Source organism: Lentilactobacillus kefiri (assembly GCF_009739535.1).
Lineage (GTDB): Bacteria > Bacillota > Bacilli > Lactobacillales > Lactobacillaceae > Lentilactobacillus > Lentilactobacillus kefiri.
The window spans coordinates 506,972-528,874 of the sequence record NZ_CP029971.1; the positions used below are offsets into that span (position 1 = coordinate 506,972).

Here is a 21,903-nt window from a genome sequence, read left to right on the forward strand (position 1 = left end):
CCGGTGCCTGGTCACTGTCAGTAGATTTATATCCAGGAACCGTTGGTTCTTTAACTGTGTATTTAATTGTATTTCCAGAATCATCTTTTACTGGCAGATCTGTAAATTGAGCAGCCTATCCGTTACTCGTATTAAGCTGACGAGTCTGACCCGTTGAAGTTGTGGTATCATTTACGGTTTTATACAAGGTTGCTGTAACTGGAGGCGTGTTGACTCCTTTAGGAACGTCCTTCCAGACCTTGTTAACCTTGATTGAAGTCTTTGCCGGAGCATAGGTATTAGTAATTGTCACATCGTCAGTTTTATCATCAAGCGATTGTGAACTTGTAGTGGCAGTGTAATTGGAGACTGGATCTTCTACAACAGAATACTCAATTTTCTTCTTATTTGAATCCAGTGTCCAAAGATCCGTGAACGTTCCCTTCCAATCGGGTGCGGTCAATGTAAGTGATTTCCCAGTTGAAACCGGCTTTGAATCTCCATCATGTTTTGCGTATAATGTTACCTTTATACTGTCTGGCAGTTTAACATCATCGGGCTTACCCACCCATTTTTTCGTGACATTAATACTAAACTTTGTACCATAACCTTCTCCATGACCACCAATTGTAAATGTTCCTTGGGTAGTCTTGTTGATAACAACAGATTTACCATCACCACCAGTTCCATCATTTGGAATATTTCCAGTCAGGTCCATATTATTCTGAAGTGATATTCCAGACCCACTTTGCAGGTATCCCTGATCAGTGATCTTAGTGAGATATTTGATATTGATTGCTTTGTTTAACGTACCATTCCACTGAATGGAAAACTTAGCGGGGTCACTAGCCGAATATAAAATTGTGTAATCCGAATCAGGGATAACGTTATTATCGTCATCTGTAATTTGGATAATCGGTTTTGATGTTATAGGATCCAATACAATTTTTTGTTTGTCAGTGTTTAACAATGTGTCATTAATCAGCAAATTATTCATTTGAAATTTTCCATCATTAACACGCGCATCCCACATAACATATTGATTTCGCTTATCACTGGTTTGTGGATAATTCACATTTTTGAAATCCCCGCTGAAAGACCAGCCATTCTTACCAATGTATGGGTTAGACTTAGAATCATCTTTGGATCCATTAACTTCAAATGTCAGTGTTCCGCCACGACCGTTCACATGTTCACTATAATAACCATTGAAAGTAATTGTACCGGTCTTGGATCCGCTGTCAGGAGTGAATCTTCCAATAACAGTACCATTGTTATCAAATATATCGAACGGTTGTGCATCATGAAGTGTAATTCCAGCAGGTAAAGTGACTTTTGCAGTATCGCCATTCTTTACAACAGTCCCATCCGGGATTGTGTATTTATATCTTAATTTGTAGTTAGTGTACTTCTGCCAATTGTCGGTTACCGACGAATCAGCTTTTATCCAATCGGTACTTCCGTCTTTTTGATAGTAGGCGTCATTGCCTCCTAAGCCTGTTACACTGGTGCTTATGTCAGCCGCCTTTACACTATGAGTCTGAGATCCAACACCAATAAATATTGAAACTATGAACAAGAAAATACCGAGCCATTTCCAAATACTTCTTGAACTGAACTTAATTTTTTCGTTCACGATAAACACCCCTCCTGTAACAAAATGCATGTCGTATTGCTAATTGAATTTAGTTAACCAGCACTCTTTAATTACCAAACGATTATATCATGGGCATAAAATATTCGCAAGCAATGCATTGATCATTATATTATTCAGGTGTTAAATAGTATAACCTTTTAAAAAAGTTATAACATAACTGCGGGATAATTCCGATAAATCAACAATTTCAAACTATTGGTTTATTATAAAAGCAGATGCAGTACTTGCAGAATATATATTTCAGAAAAATGGTTTTTAAATGCTAATCAGATTTTTGTATTCATATAATGTTATCTTATGTTACCAGCATTCACCATTGTTAGTCAAAAAATTAATGATTTATTCAATATTATTGTTTTATAGGTCAAAAATAGGATATTTCCAGCCGAAGAACTAGTATTCTCGATCAAGTCCGACTAATTCTTCACCAAAAACATTTTGAGGTTCCTAATTTTTCCCACTGGTGAAAAAAGGGATCTAATCACTTTGTGATTAGATCCCCCGCCAACCCTTTGATTGACTTGTTTCCGTTCAAATTTAAACCGTGTACAGCATATCAGTCTTTATTGGACTGAATTTGTAAATGAATTTCGTCTTTATCCACAAATGGGCCGATTTGAACCATATTTTCGTTTGCATCATACCGATACAGAATTGTAAACTCGCTGTTCACACTAATCTTTCTAGTAGGCTTACTAAGATGATAGATGTCAGATAGTCTTTCAAATTCCGTCGGGACAACTTCAACACTGTTAAATGCATCTCTCAAGCCATTAATTGTGTTGTTAAATTCAGCCACAAATTCTTCGATAGTCTGATTGCTTGCATTTCGGTGCTTGCAATTATTAATGGTAGAAACCAACGATTCATAAAAGGATCTGGAATAAAGTACACGAGTCAGCATCTTCATTTATGCCACCCGTACTTTCCTAACAGTTTTGCCATTTCATCTTCTGTTAGGGTCCGATTATACTTGAAGTCATCAAACCCCTTTTCAATGATTGTTCTTGCACGATTAATGTCAGCTTCTGTCATATCCAAAATTAATCGCTCCCCTTTTTGCATAAAATACAGCTCATCACCCTCGTGAATACCTGTCGACTTTGGAAGAATAACCCCTAGGGAGTTCCCGATCTTCCTGACTTTAATTTTCTTCATAACATTCCCCCAATGATTGAGTAGAAATTATTGTAACACGCATTAAGACCGTCAAATGCCATTTCAAAAAAAGGTGAAAAAACTTCACAATTCCATAATTAGGTATTTATGTCTTCACACTTTTATGCATTTTAAAGAAACATATTCCGTATTTTTCATGACAGATAATGAATATTTCCCTTGAACTTGCATAAAGTCAAAATTGAATGTTATAACATTACTTACATATTTTAATTATCAAGGCGGTGCTTAGAATAAAGGCTGAAGCGGCTTTAAAATTTCGATCAATTTAATGACCTCGCATGTGTAACACATCGGAATTTTCGATTAAACACTTTAAAGTTTTCTCAAAGCACCATCAGGTTACCAACCACTTGGTATCCCCTCTTAAATGCAAAATGAAACCAATTATGTTAAAAGCACATGGAATATCTTATTTGTAATGGATAATAGTACTAATAAAGCATGCTTGCAAGCATTTCGACTATTTTTTGATCAGTCAACAAGACTATTCAGTCGCACAATTGATTGAAAATGCACTGATACTTGTCATTAATGACAGGTAGCAGCGCATTTTATTTTGGAAGTTTAATTTCACTGTAGATTCAGTGAAGATCAATAGGCTCCGTGAATCACCAATTTCTTATTTGCAGTAATGTAATCACCATTGCTTAACTGATAACGGGTGGTCAAATTATGTTTAACCATCTTCTTAACTTTGAGGTGAGAACCTGTCTTGTGATGCTTCACTTTCTTGGTTAAATTGGCATTCTTATAAGCATTGACACCCCTCTTGGCAATCACTGTCACTTTCTTGCTCTTAGGCATTGATGAATAGTAAACTTTTACCACAAACTTTCGGCTGGCCGTGATATAACCAACTTTTCCAGCCGTTTTACTGTGATGATTAACATCTTTTACTTTGTATCGAAGTGCCCCGCCGTTTGAACGGGCGTAGTCAGTCACCACAAACATTGGACGGTTGATCCGTTTTACCTTTGGATATTTGGCAATCCGTTGGTCCTTTTTAAAATTAGCGTTCTTGTACAAATAAATTTTCTTGGTTGCGTATACCACAGTACCTTCAGTTGCCGCATAATTCGGCAGTTGGGTACCGTCTGGTAATGTTCTTGGTTCCGGGAATTTTGGTGTACTTGAGATAACTTCCTGATTGGCAACACTGTTGCCGTTTCCGCTGGTGCTGCTTGAATTATTGTTGGTCTTGTTACCATTATTATTTGGTGTTGGTGGCACAACCTGTTTCTTGTATTTAAATGTAATCTTGGTGTCATCATTCATTTTGCCAGTAATCTTCTTATCGCCGATCAGCGTATAACCGGCAATTTCTGGGGCCTAATCTGAATAAGCTTCACCAGGCATCAATTCTTTAGTTGTCGCTGGATGACCTGGAATGGCTTTACCCTGTTCATCGAGATATTCAATCGTCAAAGTTTGGGCAACCTTTTCATACACAAAGGTGGCGGTTGCACCAGAACTATGTTGTTTAGGCCGCTTTGCAACCGAATCGATATATCTTGGCTGCAAAATTGCTTGAAACAGCAAATCATCAACGTTGGTCTGCATATTGGCATATATTTTAGAATCAGAATATACGTATGTCCCATATGGCTTGGGATTTCGGATGACGGCCGCAACATAACGGTAACCATCAAATTCTTTTTGGAACGATGGATCAGGATCCGGAACTGCATCGAAATCATACTTGATAGAAGGTTTTAATTCTTTCCCATTAACATCGGTATAAAAGATTTTTAGCTTGCCTGCTTCACGTTCCAAAGCACCTTCAGTTAACGTAATCTGTTCAGGCTTTGGATTATTGGTGTCCTGGTAAGCAAAGTACAGGTTGACGGCTTTGTCATCCGCTGCTCTGGCAGGATTCATAACGTACAGGCTCACTAACTTTGCGAGTTTCTCTGCATCAGTTGCTTGATCCAGCTCATAGTAGTACATAATCTGCTGAGCCGATTTATTATCTGTATGATACCCTTTGATCGTATATCGACCATTATCAAAGCTGAGTGGAACGTCTTTGGAGACATCCACACCGCCAGCTTCCGATGACACAATCTGCTTGTTATTAAACGGTGCATCAATTGAATTTCCATTCAAATCCACAGCGTGGAGTGTAAATGTTACATCATTTTCAGCTGCCCCCGCAGTTGACTGTTGGAACAACAATCCCCCAAATACCAGTGTTAAAACAAATACAACTATCAATCGAACTGTTCGAGTGAGGCTGAAACTGCCAGTCTGATCGGACATATCGGTATTCCCCCTTATTTAGTTGAGTCCCCTTAACCATATTACAAGAATAATTGTAGCAAGATCTAATTGCAAAAGATACTTTTATGTACCAAAAGTTATCATTATGAGTACTTTACTAATAATGGGCAGCTCGGGTCATTAGCATTTCAATCAAATAAAAAAAGACACAGCTAAAAGGTTCTAGCCATGCCATTCTACATTTACAATTTAACTCACAGAGTTCACCGGTTATTCAAGTAATCGAACGTAATCCACCTGTTCATTATCAGACAGTTCAAAAACCAACTGACTGGTATCAACCTTACGGGGAACTTCCAAGGTATACATAATCGTATAATTTCGACTGCCATCCTCATCACGCTTAATGGTGACGTCCGTATTTTCAATATCGATATGAAACTTTTTCAAAACTTGCTTAATATATTTTGTCGTTTGGTGCTCATTCAACTTGATCTCAAGACGATTAATATTGCCCATTGGAATCAAGTAGGCTAACGCTGTCAATGAGAAGAAAATAATCAACGTGCCAAATGTTGCAATCAAATAATAGCCATATCCCAGTGCAAGGCCAAGACCCGCTACTGACCAAATGCTGGCAGCCGTTGTTAAACCTTTGACAGTCTTATTGGTCATGATAATCGTTCCGGCACCCAAGAATCCAATTCCGGAAACAACTTGGGCCGTTAGTCGGGCGGTATCGGCTGATAATGCCCCAACAATTTTTGGGTGGGCAAAATTGTAATCAACCGTCATACTGGTTAGCTGGCATTGAATCAGTGCAATGATACAAGCACCAATACAAACCAAAATGTGCATCTTCATACCGGCAGGACGCGACTTTCTCTCCCGTTCAAACCCGATGATTCCACCAACAAAAATAGCGGCAACCAATCGGGCAATGATTTCTGGATTAGTTAAATTAAACATCGAATCCCCCCTTGACATGATTCATTAGTTATAGATTTCCAAATTCATATGCATCTATGGCTAATTTACCAAATAACTGGGGAGATGTAAAAAAAGAAGATTGGAAATGGAAATATTTGTTTGCGAGGATATTTTCTCACCTAAGCCTACCTTTAAATAAGAAAAAGCAACCAACGACGGACAAGTCCATCATTGATTGCCGTTCGCCTGCTATATAGCCGAAACGTGCTCCGACGGCACTGATCCCTGCACCTAACCAAAAAAAACGGCTCAAGGAATGAAAACATTCCTCAAGCCGTTTTTCCGGTTAGGCTACGGGATCACCCGTGCCTAGTCGCACTCTAAATCTTTAATTTAATGCCCAAGCACCCATACCTTGTGAATGGTAGAGACGTGCTGCGTCATTTACTTGTTCGCGCCAGTCATTACTTGTAGTGTAAAGTGATTGGTACAAACCATGAGCAGTTGAGCTAGGGTTTTGTGCAGTTGGGTTGTTTCTTGATTCACGGTAACTGATAGCCATCCAAGTTGATGCTGAAACACCAGTCTTTTGTTCCATCAATTGTGCAGCTTGTTGAGCAACTGAACCACTAGTAGCAGTTGTAGTTGATGCTTGGCTGCTTTGAGTAGTAGCTTGAGTTGATTGAGTTGACTGTGTTGGTTGGCTGTAACTCTGAGTCTGTTGAGCAGTTGTGGTTGCGGCTGCTACATGCGCACTACCTTGAGTATTTGATGAGCTGTTAGCTGAAGGAATAGTTAATTGTTGTCCTACAGTGATAACATTTGCATCCTGAAGATTGTTGGCACTCTCGATAGCCTTAACTGAGGAATTGTATTGTTGTGAGATTCCCCAAACGGTGTCGCCTGACTTAACTGTAACTATTGTGCTAGCTGAAGCATATGCGGATCCTGCGAAGAATAAACCAATAGCTGCGGCTGAAGTTGCGAAGATCATAGATAATACTTTTTTCAAAATTACACACTCCTATATCTGTGTTCTGTGTCTAGAATTTTTGTTGACCTCGTCGATCAACAATACATAGTGTATAGTTACGAAGTTACCAACAAATATCACGCGTATTAAGAAAAACGGCTTTGATGTAACTAATGTAATGTATGAGTAATGTTTGTCAAAGAAGGAATCTGTGATCTTTTAGTAAAACGTTATTAAAAGGGCATTTCTAGCTGTTTTCATGAGCTTTCAAATGTTTCAAACCGATGCCGGTAAAGCCACTAATAATTGAAAAAATCGGTGAAGAAAGACTAAAAATTGCAAATGGAAGGTAATGAATCGTCGGAACTTGAAGCGTATTTGCCGCAAATACTCCGGCAACGCCCCATGGAATCAGGTAATTAATGACGGTTCCGCCATCTTCCAGTGCCCGACTTAAAGCAACCGGCGCTAATTTTGCCTTGTCAAATGTTGATTTAAAGGCATTTCCTGGCAATATGACTGATAAATACTGCTCACCGACAAAGACATTAACCCCAATTCCACTTAATATAACTGCCAAAATCAAGGAACCATCCGACTGTAATTTTCGTGACAAAGGATCCATCACGGCCTCGATGACCCCGAATTTCATTAACAAACCACCTAAGGCCAGTGCTGAAATAATCAGTGCAATTGTCGCCATCATGCTGGAAATCCCGCCACGAGTCAATAGACTGTCAACGTTCTTATTGCCGGTATGTGACACGAACCCATTTGTCAAAATATTGATAATGGCTTGAATCTTGGTTTTAGGATCTTGAACAAAGATCATCCCCACCGCTACCAAAATATTAATAAACAGCGTTGGAATTGCCGGAATTTTTCGCCATGCACATAAAAACATTAAGATAATAGGAAGAAACGCCCAAAAAGAGATACTGAAATGTTGGCTCAAAACGTTGATAGTCTTGTCAATAGACGCTGTATTTAAGTGTGCATTTGTGCGACCGATAATGAAGAAAACAATTAATGACGTAAAGAACGCTGGAATGGTTGACCACATCAGGTTACGAATATGGCTAAACAAATCGGCTCCAACGACCGCCGATGCCAAGTTGGTGGAATCTGAAAGCGGTGAGGTCTTATCACCGAAGATGGCACCGGAAATCACAGCCCCGGCAATCATTGCTGGATTGATTCCCATTGTGAGACCCATGCCGAGAAAGGCAATTCCGATGGTGGAAACAACCGTAAAGGCACTTCCAATTGCCGTTCCAACGATGGTGCAAACCAGAAAGACTGATGGCAGGAACCATTCGGCACTGATCAAATGAAATCCGTAGACCATCAGTGATGGGATAACCCCCGCTGCAATCCAGGAACTGATCAAGGCGCCAATCAGAATAAAAATAAACATTGGAATAATTCCGGTTGTAATGCCGTCAATAATTCCTTGATTGACAGAATCCCAAGAAAATTTGCGGGCTTTGGCCCAGGCAACTAACAGTAATATGACAAATAGAATCGGAATCTGTGGAGAAATTTGCAGTTTAATCACACTGAATCCCATGATTAATAACATCATCAGCAGAACAATAATCCCCTCGGTTAAACCAATCTTTGGTGCTTTAGCTTCATTTTTCATCGTTATACCCCTCTATTTAGTATGTATTCTTGCAACAAAAAAGCGTCTCTCAGTCCAAAACGAATTGGACTAAGGGACGCTTATCACGTGGTACCACCCAGTTTAGTCGCTCACAGGCGACTCACTCACTAGATGATATCGGTTCTAGTTATTATCCGTAAAAGTTGTCCACGGTATTTCATCAACTTGCCCTGACCGGTTCGCATCATCCACCGGCTTTCTTACACCCAGACAAACTCATTACTTCATGTGGAACTTAAATATTTGATTAATAGTTGGTGCTTCGAACCCCAAAGAATTCTTCAGGATAGTAAATCTTACCGCCCTTATTGAACAAGGCGCCATCATATAACGGCTTGATCAGGTTGGCATTAAAATCAACATTGACAGTTGGTAAGATGTCAAAGTTGTCAGCTGGAACATAATTGTTTTTAAAGAAGAAATCTGAATTATCAATTGCACTGACAGCTCGATAACCGGCTAAGCGGGCACGAGTTTCCAATTCAATGACCATTGCCTGGCCAACCCCATCGTTCCGGTCACTATGAAGGACCCCGATTTCAACAATCGATACAATTGGGAACTTACCATGAACAGACTTAACAGTAGCCGGCACCATAAGCGCATGACCAATCACTTTGTGGTTGTCATCTTTGGCAACAACTTCAAATTGGTCATTATAACCTTCACTTTCGCGCAGGCGGTCAACCATATCAACCTCGTCGCCGTCGGTGTTGGGGCCATCATTCTTATAACTATCTGCAATAATACTTCGTACAGCCGCATAATCTTTGCGATCAATTGTCTCTACTGAAAATTTCACAATTTCATCTCACTATCTATATTTTTCCAACATGTCTATAATTATATCTAAATAGTATCACAAATTTCACTTGGAAAGTTGGTCAACTATGTCGACAAAATCTAAACTAACAATAATTAGCATTTTAACATACTGTGCATTTATTATCTTGGCTTTATCCTTTAATTTTCTCTCACCGGCAAAAATTGGGATCACTTGGACGATCTTTTGGTACATCGCGGTGGCATTAATTATCTATTATCTGCGGTTCAAAAACTTAGTCTTCCAAGAAGTGATGTATTACAGCAAAGCCCTTGGCCTCACCCAAACCGACCTGGCCAAGATGCTGCCCAACCTCAAGCAAAGCCAGGTGGTCCCCGATCCAAGCAAGCGGGCAATCATTGCGCCAATCTTTAATTTTCCACTGCAAGGCTTGGATATTTTAAATTCTAAATTAGCCCCAATGGCAAAAGAAAAAGGCATTCAACCATTTCGGTAAAATACCCAACAAGATTTATTCAACTTCTGCGATTTTTTGATCAAAATACTTTCGTAACTTTTCTTTGGGATAAATGCCGGACACTTTTTCAGATGCTTTGCCGTTTTTGAAAACCACTAAGCTGGGAACACTCAACACGTGGTATCTTTCAGCAATTTCCTGATTACCGTCAACATTCATCTTACCGAAATGAATTTTATCACCATAATCTTTTTCCAAGTCTGCCAAAATTGGGTCTAAGATCTTGCATGGCCCACACCAAGGCGCCCAGAAATCGATGATGGTGATTTTATTATCTGTTTCTTTTGTTAAATTATCAGGCGTTATCTCCGTGCTCATCGTGAGACCTCCGATTCTTCCGTACATAGTGAATGATCAGGGTAATAATAACCGCGGCAATCAAAATGCCACCAAATGCGGTAGCTGGAATTTCAATGTCAATTGCCGGAATGGATAAGAACAGCTTCAATGCAATAATAGCAATTAATACATAAGCCATGGGCTGAAGCTCTGGAATAATGCCCATCAGCTTCATGATAACTTCTGCGACTCCCCGCATCGCCAAGATTCCGATCATCCCACCTAACAGAACAATCACCGGATTTGAGGAAATGGCCAGTGAGGCCAGCACGGAATCAATTGAAAAGACAACGTCCATAAATTCAATCTGGGCAACAACCGACCAGAATAATGAAATCCCGTGTTTCTTACCTTTGGCTAACTTCTTCGTTCGGACAATCTTAGTTTTCCGGAAAAATTGATACACCAGATACAGTAAGTATAGGGAACCAATGACTTTAATTTCCCAAAAATGAATCAAGTACGTTCCGGCTCCGATGATCAGGAATCGAAATAGATAAGCTCCCCACAAACCATAGAACAGGGATTTTTCCCGCTGAATCTTCGTTGGTAGAGCTTGTGTCTGAGCAGCCAGGACAACGGCGTTATCCACTGACAGCAGACATTCAATCGTAACCAGCGATAAAATAATCAGCCAGTCACTTCCACTGGTAATCACCGTTTCCCAGTTATGGGGATCAAAAAATGGACCATATAAGTTAGAAACCCAATTCAACAATGTGGCATTCACCTCAATATTTTTTTAGACTCTTTCATTTAATGCTTTTAAATCATACCTGCTAAGATTGTACTTCACAATGATGTGATTCAACTTGGATGCATAATGGGGATCGGTTGCGTACCCGTTCTCCTGTAATAACCGAGTCGACTTGCGATAACTCAAAATATTCTTGGACTTAATAAACTTGGCACTTACCAACTGATTATGATCAGCAATCGACGCTGCAAGGCTTGGGTACTTTCTGAACTGTGCCAAAACCTTGATCGACTTTCCATTTTCAACCTCAGTGGTATAAAACTGAACCGATTGCCCATGGTAAGAACCCTTGATGCCAAACAGATTGTTGGCCGAAGTCGACAGTTCAGACGTCCCGAACTGGGATTCCAAAATAGCTTGGGCAATCACCACGCTGGGAAGTACCTGGCGATTCTTCAAATAAATTTTAATTGCCGGATTACCAACCCGACTGATGAAGGTCCGCTTTTGCCGCGCAGAAAAATGGGCCGGCTTCTTTTGAACCAGCGTCGGCGCCGATTGTGACTGCTGCCGATGGCTGAATTGGCTGCGTAGAGATACGCCGGCCACCAAAACCACAAACGTTATGAGTAATAATAAGATAACCCGCCAACCTTGTTTACGCAACTTGAATTCTCCCCAAGAAATATCTTCAATATATTAGTTTAACTCATTGAAGGCTATTTTATCATCAACTTTGAAAAATTTTACTTCATTGGAGTGAATCAATTCATCTGTCAGCTGAATTTTTGCCACTGATTTGGCATGATAAGGCTGATAGTAATAATTTCGGCTTTCACAGCAGACTGCAGCTCGATACACCGAATAAGTGGGTTGATGCTCCTTACTCTTAGGTACGTTAACTGAATCCAAAATATGCCAGCAGTTGTCAAAAGCTTCAGCTTCATTTTGAGGAATATCAATTCTTTCCTTTAAATATGATGCGCGGACAAATCTGGAACCGGGAGAATATGAGCCAGGGGGAATTGATTTTCCCGAAACATTTCCGGTAGTGACCCGAGGCGTATTCAAGGGAACCGTTCCGCTTTTAAAAGCTGGGGTAAAGTCAAGATACTTATTCAGCTTGTCAATTTGTCTGCCAAAATGATTGCTGTTGGTTAAAACGCCGAGGGGATTTTCAATGATTTCAATTGGCGTGGTGACCGGTTCAATGACTACAATCCGACCAGTTGGATCCGCAGCGGCAAAATGTAACTCACTGTGGCCATACTTCATCAAGCTGTATTTATCAGCCATCAATTCAATTTCGTCAATGTGGGCTTCAATATCCGCCACGGATTTGTAATTAGACAACAAAAAGAACGACAACTCAAATGGTGCCAGATGAATCTTGCCTTCGCCGGGTTCTTCAACCAGCTGACTACCATTGGTAAAGATCAGCTTTTGAACGGCGAGGCCAAACTCGTTGACCCCATCGGACATGTCGATTCGCTTGGCATGCTGGTGGCCGGATCCCAATGTGGCGTATTTGGTCACGTATTTTTTATCGTCATAAACAGAGTGCCAGGCAAAATTGCGGGGCACAAATACAGGATGTGCGCCAAGTTGAGGCCAGTCCATCGTTCGCGCCAAAACGTGGGCCCCATCCTCTTGGCCAATTTGAAAGATACTTGTACACATATTGGGAACTCCCCATCCAAATATATTCAAATCATTTTGCCAATATTTCTCTCAATATCCCATAAAACCCCGAAAACGTGTCGCACTGGTACTTATAAAATGGTAAACTCTTAATATATGAGCCTTTTTTAACCATACATATTTAGGGGACGAACTAATGAAGGAAACAATCGCAAAATTACACAAGAATCGCTTATTCACGCTGTTAGTATGGCTGATAATTGCATTTATTGCAATCATAACCGCTCCAAACGTGACTGATACGCTGCAGTCGTATAGTCAGCCGACGTTCACGCAAAACTCTCAGCCGGCGAAGGCCCAGCAGATGCGCAAGGATTGGGGTTACAGTCTTGGAAAGGCTTCGACCATCAACGTGGTTTACACAAATCCGAAAGGAAAAATCACAACCCAGCAGCAGGCGAAAATTGATACTGCATTAAATAAGCTAAAACAACATCAATCATTTTACAGCATTAAAAAAATTGTCACCCTTAATACCAACGTTGCCGGAAAGCAACAGCTGTTATCAAAGGATGGCTCAACCCAAATTGCCAGTCTTGATATTGACGCTCAAAGCAATACTTTACGAGTACTGACGAACGAGCTGGTCAATGAAATTCAGGTTCCAGGGTTGAAATCTTACGTCACTAGTCCAGAGATTGTCCGAGACGTCAACAATGAAAAGACCGCCCAGGTTACCAATATTATTTTGATTACCTTATTTGTGGTTTCAATGTTGATTGTGGGCATTTACTTTAGATCAATATTTGCACCAATCATTTCATTTATCACGTTATTTGCGGCCTTCGTCACTTCGTTTAGCGGATCGGTTGCCCTGGCAAAACATTTCAACTTTGCCTTCACTCAATACGCCCCGCTTGAAATTGGAATTGCAACCGTGGTAATCGGGACCATCTGGAACATTTACATTTACCGCAAGTTGCGAAGTGTCCTGTCCCTGCAGCGGGAAGCCCGTTACGCAACGCAACAAACGATTTCCGCTCTCCGGTTTCCAATCACAATGGTCGGCAGTGCCCTGGCAATCATCTTTGCCTGCTGCGGATTCATTAACTATGATCAGCTCCAATCCCTTTGGGTACTTGGCCTGACATACGTTGTCCTGATGCTGGCAGTTTTGACTCTGAATGCCGTCTTCATGGCAGCTCTGGGTGAAAGCCTCTTTTGGCCATCCAACGCACCGTTGACCGCAATGAAGTCACACTTCTGGAACCGGGCAACTGATTTCTCACTGTGGCAGCCAATTGCCGCCTTTCTGGTGATTTTGTATTTGACCTTACCGTTCATTTACTTCTATCACACCAGCTTGAACTACTCGCCAATTACTAATTTGACGCAGGAAAACCAGGCGGTTAAAGGCGCCCATGTCCTTCAAGCTCATTTCACTGAAGGAAAGCCAACCCCAATCACCATTTACCTTAAAAACGATAAACCGTTGGACAATGAGAAATACCTCCAGCACTTGGATCAATTAACAACCAAGCTGCAGCACACCAAAGGCGTCAGCGATGCTTATTCACTGACCCAGCCAAGCGGGATGCCGATCGAAAAGTATTACGTTTCCAACCAGTTGGAATCCATTGGTTTGAACGCCAAACAGGCAACCGGTCAATTATCTCAAGCTTCGACCGGGATTGATTCCAGCGGCAACAACCTCAACTTGTCAGGCTTAAAGCAACAAGTTAAGGATATGCAGGCACTTGTTAAGAAGAGCAACAAAATTGTTCAAGACAGTTCCAGCTTGGCTTCACAAGTTAACAGTGCCGCTGCCAACTCCAGCGTATCGGTTCAAAGCAATGCATCCCGCAAAGTCAGAATGTATCAACAAAAGATCAATGAATTGAACCAGTCACTTCAGTCGGTTTCATCAGGCATCAGCCAGTTGAACGCTGAAGGATCGGTCATTCAAAACTATGGCGAAAACAGCGCCAACAACCTGCAGAGTTACAGTCAGCAAATCAGTCAAGTTCAAAAACAGTTGAAGCAGGTTGGCACGCAAGTCACCTCCTCAACGACTCAGTTAAATAACATTTACGATTATTTGAATTGCCTGCAAAAGTCCGGTGCAGCAAATGTCTATTACATTACCAAGGCACAATTAACCGATACCGACTTTCTTCAGACAATGTTGAACTACACCAGTCAGGACAAAAAGATCACAACCATTCAAGTTGTGATGAAGAATGCCCCTTCCAGCAAGACCAATATGAAACAGGTTAAAGCGCTGGAACAACAGGTTGGCCTTCAACTTAGAGGAACCCCACTTTCTTCAGACGAGGTTGCCTTTAGCGGTGAACCAATTACCCAGTCAATCAACCAGTCCAAGCTCAACCATCATTTCATCACGTTACTTGCGATTGTTGTGATTGGCATCTTACTGACCGTCTTCGTTGTCAGCCGATCAATCTTGCAGCCACTCTATTGGACTGTTGCCTTCCTGATGTCAGCCATCACCGGCTTCCAGCTGACATATTTGACAATGCATTATGTTACAGGCACCAATCAATTGGATTGGCAAGTTCCCGTGATCGCCGTCAGCATATTAGCGGCAATCGCCGCCTGGCAGATCATTGCCCTTGGCCTGTCATTCAGGTACACGGAATTATCCCTATTGGACTGGATCCGGCCAACCATGACAAGCTATGGTAAAATTGTTCGATACATTTTACTGGTTGTCATTGCATTGGCAATCGGCCTGACATTTGGTGCCTCATTTGCAATGATTGAAACGGCCCTGATTGTCATTTATACGGTCTGCGTATACTATCTGATTCTGCCGATGATCGTCACTTCAATGGGCAAATTGGCCGTTACATTACCAAATAAGAAAAATATGTTGAAGAATAAATAAAGAATTTATTAAAATAATGATTTCGGAAATAACATAACCTAATAAAAATCAACAGGCAATTTCCAAAAATCAAGCCAAAATGACACTCAAAGCAATTTGAGTGTCATTTTTATTTGCTCATAAAGGAATCCTTTCGTATCAGTCTATGTAAGCGCATATTCACAATCTTTGGTGTCAATGTTGCAATCGTCATATGACTTTTAACTGCATTGCAAATTGTTTGTTACACTATTGCAACAATTCATTGGTATTGTTGTACTTGTAGATTTGATAGGGAGTTGTTGATAAAAAATGAAATTACATACAAAAATATTATTAACTTTAGTAGCACTTTTCACATTATCATTCGCTGGCTTTGAAGATGCACAAGCATCAAAAGCTTCTGATACAGACGCTTCATATTCTGCCGTTTATAAATTAGCTAAGCAAAACCTCGGCAAGCCATATGTTTATGGTGCTACTGGTCCATCAGCATTTGATTGCTCCGGCTTTACAAGTTACGTTTATAAGAAAGCCGCAAGTGTTTCACTTCCCCGCACTGCTCAAGCACAATACAATGCCGGTAAGAAAGTTTCATACAAGAACTTACAAAAAGGTGATCTTGTATTCTTCGGTTGGAACGCTTCATCAATTTCTCACGTTGGTTTGTACATTGGTAAAGGTAAAATGATCGATGCTCAAAACCGCGGAGTTATTACCGAATCTGTCAAAGCCCCATGGTGGAACTACGTTGGTTCTGCACATGTTGCAAACTTTGACGCTGATAACGACTAAAATTATTTAACACATAACAACAATTCAATCAACTATGCTAAAGAGGTTGGAAACATTCATTTGTTTCCAACCTCTTTTTGCGTTTCCAACTTTGATTGGTATATTAGAAGTATACGTTATCTTCAAAGGAGCACCTTAAATGGACTATGAAGTCAAGTCACCATCCCTTCCAGATATTGGTGACTATTTAAAAATCTTTGCCTGCACGGCAGTCATGCTACAGACTATTCTTAGCTTAGCGTTACAAACGAATCCCAATGTTAAAGTTCAAATTGGCATTGGCATCATCTACAACCTGATTAAATTCACTGCTCCGGCCTTTATTACAGGAATTCTGTACACCACTATCCGGGTAACCGGTCAGTCGGGTCTCACCTACCCCAGCTATCTGCGTCAGATGTGGCACTCCCTGTTCTTACCAACGATTATTTGGACGGCCATTTACCTGTTCACGATGCCGTGGGTTCAACAGGTCCAGCGATTCCACACGCTTGGCGGGTTTGGCTGGCAATTTATTAACGGCAATGCCGCTCCGCATCTTTGGTACAATTCAATGATGCTGCAGTTTATTTTCCTGATGCCGATCTTTTGGGGCTTAGCAAAATGGTGTTGTAATCGTGCTTCACGTGTCATTACCGCCTTATCGATCTCGGTAGTTATTTATTTTGGCTGGCTGCATTCTATGATGCTCAAGTATTTCACGGCCCGCATATGCACGATTGGTATTTGTTGGACCGGGTATTCATCAGCTTTATTCTTTATGGCGTTGTAGGCGTTCTAGCGTGGGAGTACCGATCATTCATCAGCCGCTTTTTAAACCGATGCTGGCCGGTTATTCTGCTAATTGCCGGTGCCGCATTGATATGGGTTAACTTTGAACTATTCAAGTTCCCTTTCCCAGTTAAGCTAACGAATGCACCTTATTACAAACCGTCGATGGCAATTTACGACCTGGCTGTCATTATGTTGATTGCAAGCTTAGCGGTTCATCAAATCCAACGCAATCAGCAGATTACCCAGACAATCCATGTCATGGCCAATTATGCTTATCCGGCATTCTTATCCAACGTCTTTTGGGATCAGCTGTTGTGGCAGTCTTTTGGCAGGAAACTAACAGCTGTGCATCCCACCACTGGCATTCTGGCCGTTTACATTGGCACCTGGATCTTGTCATTTACCTCTGCAATTATCATTCATCTAACGTGGAAATGGGTGCGCACACATATCCTGAGATAAAAAATAGACTGGAACAAAAGTCAAACCTTTGTTCCAGCCTATTTAATTTCTCTAAGCACTAGCTCGTAACCAGCTTTTCCATGTTGACGTGCTTAATGCCGACTTCCATAAACGGTTGACCGTACTGCTTAAATCCAAGGGTTTCATAGAAACCAATGGCAGTCGCTTGAGCTCCCAGATAAAACCTTGGGGTATCTTGAAACATTGGCGACTGAAGAATTGTCGTTAACAACTGCTTGGCATAGCCCTTATGCCGATATTCCTTTTCAGTGGCCACCCGCTGAATGTGAACACCATCTGCGGTTACCGTGGTTCGGGCAGTCGCAACGGGTTGACCACCCTGGTAAGCCACAAAATGAATTGCGTCCGAATCTGTTCCGTCAAATTCATCGGCTTCATTGATCCCCTGCTCCCCAACGAATACATGGCGGCGAATTTCCCGGGCATCTTGATAGATATTATCTAATTGATCAGTTTGCTTAATTTCCACGTCAATACCTGCCCCTCATTTTGTCATAATTACTTCATAAACGCTTCCCAATACTCCGCTGCTAACTTCTAAGCCACTTTTGCCCACACCCCTGCGGTGCAACAAAAGTGGCTTAATGAATCATTCCAATAAATTACTGTTCATTAAACGAAAGCACTTTGATATCATCGCCGTCAACTTCCAGTTTGGTGACACTGCCGTTTGCCGGCCGTTCAGTCACGTCGTACTTGCCATTGCCATAACGTTCAACAATGCTTAATAACGTGTTGCCATGACTAATCAATAAGACGTTGTCACCATCTTTAATCGCTGGATTGCTCTTAATCAAATCAAATCCTTGATCCAACCGCTTCCAGTAATCTTCATTATTTTCAGCTTGATGGAACGGATCGGCTTCTTTTAAATAATCCTTGGCTTTTCCAATTGAGTACTTGTCGACAATGTCTCTAAACGTTGGCAGGCCGTGAGGAGCACCGGCTAAATACCAAGCCTGATCCATGTCATTTCCTTCGAAGTATCCATAGAACTCTTCTCGGAAAAACATTGAGGTTGTTGGCGCCTTGATATTCGAAACTTGATTTTCGTCCAAAATCTTTTGAGCGGTTTGTTCTGCTCGGGTCGTATCACTGCAGTAAGCAGCGGCAAACTTGGTGTTTTTGAGTTTTTCACCGGTGTCCACTGCGTTTTGCATCCCTTTATCCGTCAGTGGTGAATTGCTCCACCCCTGAAGTTTGTTATAAATGTTAAAGTAAGTTTGTCCGTGACGAACCATGTACAAAGTAAATTTACTCATGATGACACTTCCTTTACCCTTAATACTTAAAGTATACCAACTTTTTAGGGGAACGAGCAGGTCAAATCAATTTAAGATTTCTGCAAAATCACTTGATTTTTAATTCTTATCGTCATATTTTTGATAAGATAAAACAAGTAATTATTTTAAGGAGCAAAATGTTTTGAAATATATTAACTGGACCCTGGAAAAATGCAGTTCACGAAAGGGTTTTATCATTCTATTAATTGTCTGCTTTTGGGCCAAAACAATGTTGGCTTACTTTGTCGACCTTGGATTGGGAATCACTAATCCCTTTCAATTCTTTATTGTCCTGATTAACCCATTAGCAACCACCACTTTGCTTCTGAGCATTGCGCTTTATTTCAAGAAAAGCCGGTTCTTCTATCCACTGGCAATTTTAATTTCAATTTTAAATACCGTTTTACTTTACCTAAACGTGATCTACTTCCGTGAATTTACAGACTTCATGACGGTCAGCACGATGACCGGTTATTCCAAAGTTAACCAGGGACTCAGCGGCAGTTCGCTTGCGCTTACCAATTTCCACGATATCTTTTACTGGATTGATTTAGTCGTGATTATCGGCTTATTGGTATTCAAGAAAATCAAGATTGACCCCCGTCCCCTTAACCATCGGATTGGATTAGCGGTCACATCGTTTTCGGTTCTCTTTTTCGTCGTCAACCTCTCGCTGGGTGAAATGGATCGGCCACAGCTGTTGACCCGGACATTTGACAGAACTTACATCGTTAAATATCTTGGCCTGGATGCCTTCACGGTTTATGATGGACTGAAGTCCCAACATAACAATGATTTACGGGCAACGGCCACCAAATCTGAGTTAAATGACGTCTTGAAGTTTACTCATAAACATTACGCCAAACCTAATAAAAAATATTATGGGATTGCTAAGGGTAAAAACGTCATTATCATTCACCTTGAGAGTTTCCAACAATTCCTGATCAACAAAAAGATCAACGGCCAAGAAGTTACGCCGTTTTTGAATAAGTTGTATGGGAGTAAATCATCCTATGCCTTTTCAAACTTCTTCCATCAAGTTGGCCAAGGAAAGACTTCCGATGCTGAAAACATGCTGGAGACCAGTACTTATGGTCTTCCACAAGGTTCGTTGTTTGCCCAATTGGGAAGTGACAACACTTTCCAAGCTGCTCCGGCTATTTTGAATCAGCGCCGAGGCTATACCAGTGCGGTGTTCCATGGAAATATCGCCAGCTTCTGGAACCGAAACAACGTTTATAAGAACATGGGTTATCAATACTTCTTTGATGCCAGCTACTACAATACGACCGGTGACCGTTCCCTGGGCTATGGGTTGAAAGACAAGCTGTTGTTTAGAGACTCGGTGAAATACCTTCAGAACCTTCAGCAGCCCTTCTACGCCAAGTACATTACCGTAACCAACCATTTCCCATATGATTTGGATAAGGAAGATACCAACTTCAAGACAACCAATACGGGTGATAACGTGGTTGATAACTACTTCTTAACCGCCCATTACCTTGATCAGGCCGTCCATGAATTTTACAATTATATGCGTAAGACCGGTTTGCTTAAACACTCCGTCATTCTGCTGTATGGTGACCACTACGGGATTTCCAATTCCGAAAATACCAATTTGGCCAAAGCTCTGGGGAAGAATCCGGATGATTGGGACGACTTTGACAATGCCCAATTACAACGAGTACCATTGATTATTAACATCCCTGGCAAGAAGAATGGTTTCATCTCCAAGAAATACGGTGGTGAAATTGACGTTCTGCCAACTTTGATGCACCTTTTGGGAATCAGCAGCAAACGTTACGTTCAGTTTGGAACCGATCTGTTATCCAAGCAGCATGACCAAGTTGTTGCATTTAGAAACCAGGACTGGGTCAGCCCAGCGTTCACTTCAATTAGCGGCGACATCTACTCAAACAAGACCGGTCAGTTAATGAAATTAACCAAGCGCCAGCAGGCACAGGTTAAGGTCGACCGGGATAAAGTTGACAATGAGCTTTCCCTTTCTGATTCACTCAACGAAAAGAACCTGTTGCGTTTCTATCATCCAAAGGGCTTCAAGAACGTTGATCCACGGAAATACAATTATGCCGACCTCTATCAAAAAGAGCTTCGAATCGAGAAGCGGCTTGGTAAGAAGTCAACCAGCATCTATTCCGAGAATGGTGATAAATCAACTTGGAACGAATACTTCACTGACGCACCTGAAATTCACCATAAGACAACTGACAGTAACCGAATCAAGATTACCAATCCAGATGCAAATAATAACGATAGCAGTCGTTAAAGGGGGAATCTGAGATGAAACAACAAGTCAAAAGAATTAATATTTTGCTTTATAGTATTCTGGTTGTTTCATTAGCTCTGACTTCTTTCGGACTGGCTTTTCTTGCACTGGCTGGTAAAATTACCCTTACAAAAGGGCCATACCGAGTTCTATTTGAACTCATATGGCTCTTTTTCCTAATCGATTATTTAATTCGATTTAAACAGGCTCGATCTAAAAAGAACTTTTTAATTTCCAACTTGTTCGACTTAATCGCGTTGATTCCTTCCCATCCCATCTTTATCTTTTTCCGGATTGCCAGAATCTATTCGATTGTCCGCTACTACAATTTACTGTGGCGCTTTGGCCTATCCGGCAAGCTGACCAGAGCATTGCATAAATTCATGTACGATACGGGCTTTATTTACCTGTTATCAATCAGTTTGGTTATTCTCATTTTTAGTTCCCTAATTTTTGCATCCTTTGAACACGACTCACTGCAAAACGCCCTCTGGTGGGCCATTTCAACTGCCACAACCGTGGGCTATGGTGATGTTGTGCCAAAGACAGACGGTGGAAAAATCATTTCAGCGGTCCTGATGCTTGGTGGGATTGGCTTTCTAGGTTTATTAACGTCAACGATTACCGACTTTTTCACGACTCAGGACAAACAGGATGACCAGACGGATACGCTGAAACAGTTAACCAAGCAGGTTGCTCACCTCTCAAAACAGGTGAACCAGATGCAAAAAGAACTCAAAAAAGAAGAGAGCCATGAAAAGCTCTCATCCGCTAAAAGTCATAAGAAAAAATAGGAGGTTGGTTGATTT

At 41.1% G+C, this 21,903-nt stretch carries 19 protein-coding genes and 3 pseudogenes; 6 read left to right on the forward strand and 16 right to left on the reverse strand.

Annotated elements, in window-relative coordinates; translation table 11 throughout:
* Window positions 1–46: 46 nt before the first annotated feature.
* From DNL43_RS12340 to DNL43_RS02765, 10 genes and pseudogenes are all read right to left on the reverse strand, one after another.
* Window positions 47–97, reverse strand: a pseudogene (locus tag DNL43_RS12340) (hypothetical protein); the annotation flags it as partial.
* 18 nt (window positions 98–115) lie between these two features.
* A complete protein-coding gene (locus DNL43_RS02725; RefSeq protein WP_056981701.1) occupies window positions 116–1,615 on the reverse strand; it encodes a Cna B-type domain-containing protein in 1,500 nt (499 codons plus the stop codon).
* A gap of 577 nt (window positions 1,616–2,192) precedes the next feature.
* Window positions 2,193–2,546, reverse strand: coding sequence for a hypothetical protein (locus DNL43_RS02730; protein WP_056981703.1), 354 nt, complete (start codon window positions 2,544–2,546; stop codon window positions 2,193–2,195).
* A complete protein-coding gene (locus DNL43_RS02735; RefSeq protein WP_054769552.1) occupies window positions 2,543–2,794 on the reverse strand; it encodes an AbrB/MazE/SpoVT family DNA-binding domain-containing protein in 252 nt (83 codons plus the stop codon). Before DNL43_RS02735 ends, DNL43_RS02730 begins: the two co-directional genes overlap by 4 nt.
* Window positions 2,795–3,409: 615 nt before the next feature.
* Window positions 3,410–3,880: pseudogene (locus DNL43_RS02740) on the reverse strand (DUF5776 domain-containing protein); the annotation flags it as partial.
* A 267-nt stretch (window positions 3,881–4,147) separates the two neighbouring features.
* Window positions 4,148–5,077: a hypothetical protein gene (locus DNL43_RS02745; protein WP_056981705.1), complete on the reverse strand. Its 930-nt coding sequence runs from the start codon at window positions 5,075–5,077 to the stop codon at window positions 4,148–4,150.
* A gap of 231 nt (window positions 5,078–5,308) precedes the next feature.
* Window positions 5,309–6,007, reverse strand: a complete 699-nt coding sequence (locus DNL43_RS02750; RefSeq protein ID WP_056981707.1) for an MgtC/SapB family protein — start codon at window positions 6,005–6,007, stop codon at window positions 5,309–5,311.
* 349 nt (window positions 6,008–6,356) lie between these two features.
* On the reverse strand, window positions 6,357–6,980 hold the full coding sequence (locus tag DNL43_RS02755; protein WP_056981709.1) for a LysM peptidoglycan-binding domain-containing protein: 624 nt from the start codon (window positions 6,978–6,980) through the stop codon (window positions 6,357–6,359).
* Between the two features lie 208 nt (window positions 6,981–7,188).
* On the reverse strand, window positions 7,189–8,586 hold the full coding sequence (gene nhaC / locus DNL43_RS02760) for a Na+/H+ antiporter NhaC (protein WP_056981711.1): 1,398 nt from the start codon (window positions 8,584–8,586) through the stop codon (window positions 7,189–7,191).
* Between the two features lie 268 nt (window positions 8,587–8,854).
* Complete coding sequence (locus DNL43_RS02765) at window positions 8,855–9,409, reverse strand: GNAT family N-acetyltransferase (RefSeq protein ID WP_056981712.1); 555 nt, start codon at window positions 9,407–9,409, stop codon at window positions 8,855–8,857.
* A 220-nt stretch (window positions 9,410–9,629) separates the two neighbouring features.
* On the opposite strand from DNL43_RS02765, the gene DNL43_RS02770 reads away from it, so the two are divergent.
* Window positions 9,630–9,887 (forward strand): hypothetical protein, encoded by a 258-nt coding sequence (locus tag DNL43_RS02770; RefSeq protein WP_225364673.1) that lies wholly within the window; start codon window positions 9,630–9,632, stop codon window positions 9,885–9,887.
* Window positions 9,888–9,902: 15 nt separating this feature from the next.
* Here DNL43_RS02770 and trxA read toward each other — a convergent pair whose 3' ends face one another.
* The 4 genes from trxA to DNL43_RS02790 are packed head-to-tail and all read right to left on the reverse strand — an operon-like array spanning window position 9,903 to window position 12,624.
* A complete protein-coding gene (gene trxA / locus DNL43_RS02775; RefSeq protein WP_056981714.1) occupies window positions 9,903–10,226 on the reverse strand; it encodes a thioredoxin in 324 nt (107 codons plus the stop codon).
* Window positions 10,204–10,962, reverse strand: a complete 759-nt coding sequence (locus DNL43_RS02780; RefSeq protein WP_082619718.1) for a TerC family protein — start codon at window positions 10,960–10,962, stop codon at window positions 10,204–10,206. Before DNL43_RS02780 ends, trxA begins: the two co-directional genes overlap by 23 nt.
* Window positions 10,963–10,989: 27 nt before the next feature.
* Window positions 10,990–11,610 carry a glycoside hydrolase family 73 protein gene (locus DNL43_RS02785; RefSeq protein ID WP_054769545.1) on the reverse strand — a complete coding sequence of 207 codons (621 nt, stop codon included), beginning with the start codon at window positions 11,608–11,610 and terminating at the stop codon, window positions 10,990–10,992.
* A 33-nt stretch (window positions 11,611–11,643) separates the two neighbouring features.
* Complete coding sequence (locus tag DNL43_RS02790) at window positions 11,644–12,624, reverse strand: linear amide C-N hydrolase (RefSeq protein ID WP_056981718.1); 981 nt, start codon at window positions 12,622–12,624, stop codon at window positions 11,644–11,646.
* A 157-nt stretch (window positions 12,625–12,781) separates the two neighbouring features.
* Between DNL43_RS02790 and DNL43_RS02795 the strand changes: the two genes are divergently transcribed.
* The 3 genes and pseudogenes from DNL43_RS02795 to DNL43_RS02805 all read left to right on the forward strand — a co-directional run bounded on the left by DNL43_RS02795 (window position 12,782) and on the right by DNL43_RS02805 (window position 17,503).
* Window positions 12,782–15,493, forward strand: a complete 2,712-nt coding sequence (locus tag DNL43_RS02795; protein WP_109249115.1) for an MMPL family transporter — start codon at window positions 12,782–12,784, stop codon at window positions 15,491–15,493.
* Window positions 15,494–15,784: 291 nt separating this feature from the next.
* On the forward strand, window positions 15,785–16,267 hold the full coding sequence (locus DNL43_RS02800; RefSeq protein WP_054769544.1) for a C40 family peptidase: 483 nt from the start codon (window positions 15,785–15,787) through the stop codon (window positions 16,265–16,267).
* A gap of 139 nt (window positions 16,268–16,406) precedes the next feature.
* Window positions 16,407–17,503: pseudogene (locus DNL43_RS02805) on the forward strand (acyltransferase family protein).
* Between the two features lie 58 nt (window positions 17,504–17,561).
* On the opposite strand, the gene DNL43_RS02810 reads toward DNL43_RS02805, so the two are convergent.
* Window positions 17,562–17,993 carry a GNAT family N-acetyltransferase gene (locus DNL43_RS02810; RefSeq protein WP_056981722.1) on the reverse strand — a complete coding sequence of 144 codons (432 nt, stop codon included), beginning with the start codon at window positions 17,991–17,993 and terminating at the stop codon, window positions 17,562–17,564.
* A gap of 133 nt (window positions 17,994–18,126) precedes the next feature.
* The gene (locus DNL43_RS02815) at window positions 18,127–18,786 is read right to left on the reverse strand and encodes a histidine phosphatase family protein (protein WP_054769543.1); all 660 of its coding nucleotides are present in this window, start codon (window positions 18,784–18,786) and stop codon (window positions 18,127–18,129) included.
* Window positions 18,787–18,949: 163 nt separating this feature from the next.
* Between DNL43_RS02815 and DNL43_RS02820 the strand changes: the two genes are divergently transcribed.
* The gene (locus DNL43_RS02820; RefSeq protein WP_056981724.1) at window positions 18,950–21,094 is read left to right on the forward strand and encodes an LTA synthase family protein; all 2,145 of its coding nucleotides are present in this window, start codon (window positions 18,950–18,952) and stop codon (window positions 21,092–21,094) included.
* Between the two features lie 14 nt (window positions 21,095–21,108).
* Window positions 21,109–21,888: a potassium channel family protein gene (locus tag DNL43_RS02825; RefSeq protein ID WP_056981726.1), complete on the forward strand. Its 780-nt coding sequence runs from the start codon at window positions 21,109–21,111 to the stop codon at window positions 21,886–21,888.
* The last annotated feature ends 15 nt before the right edge of the window (window positions 21,889–21,903 follow it).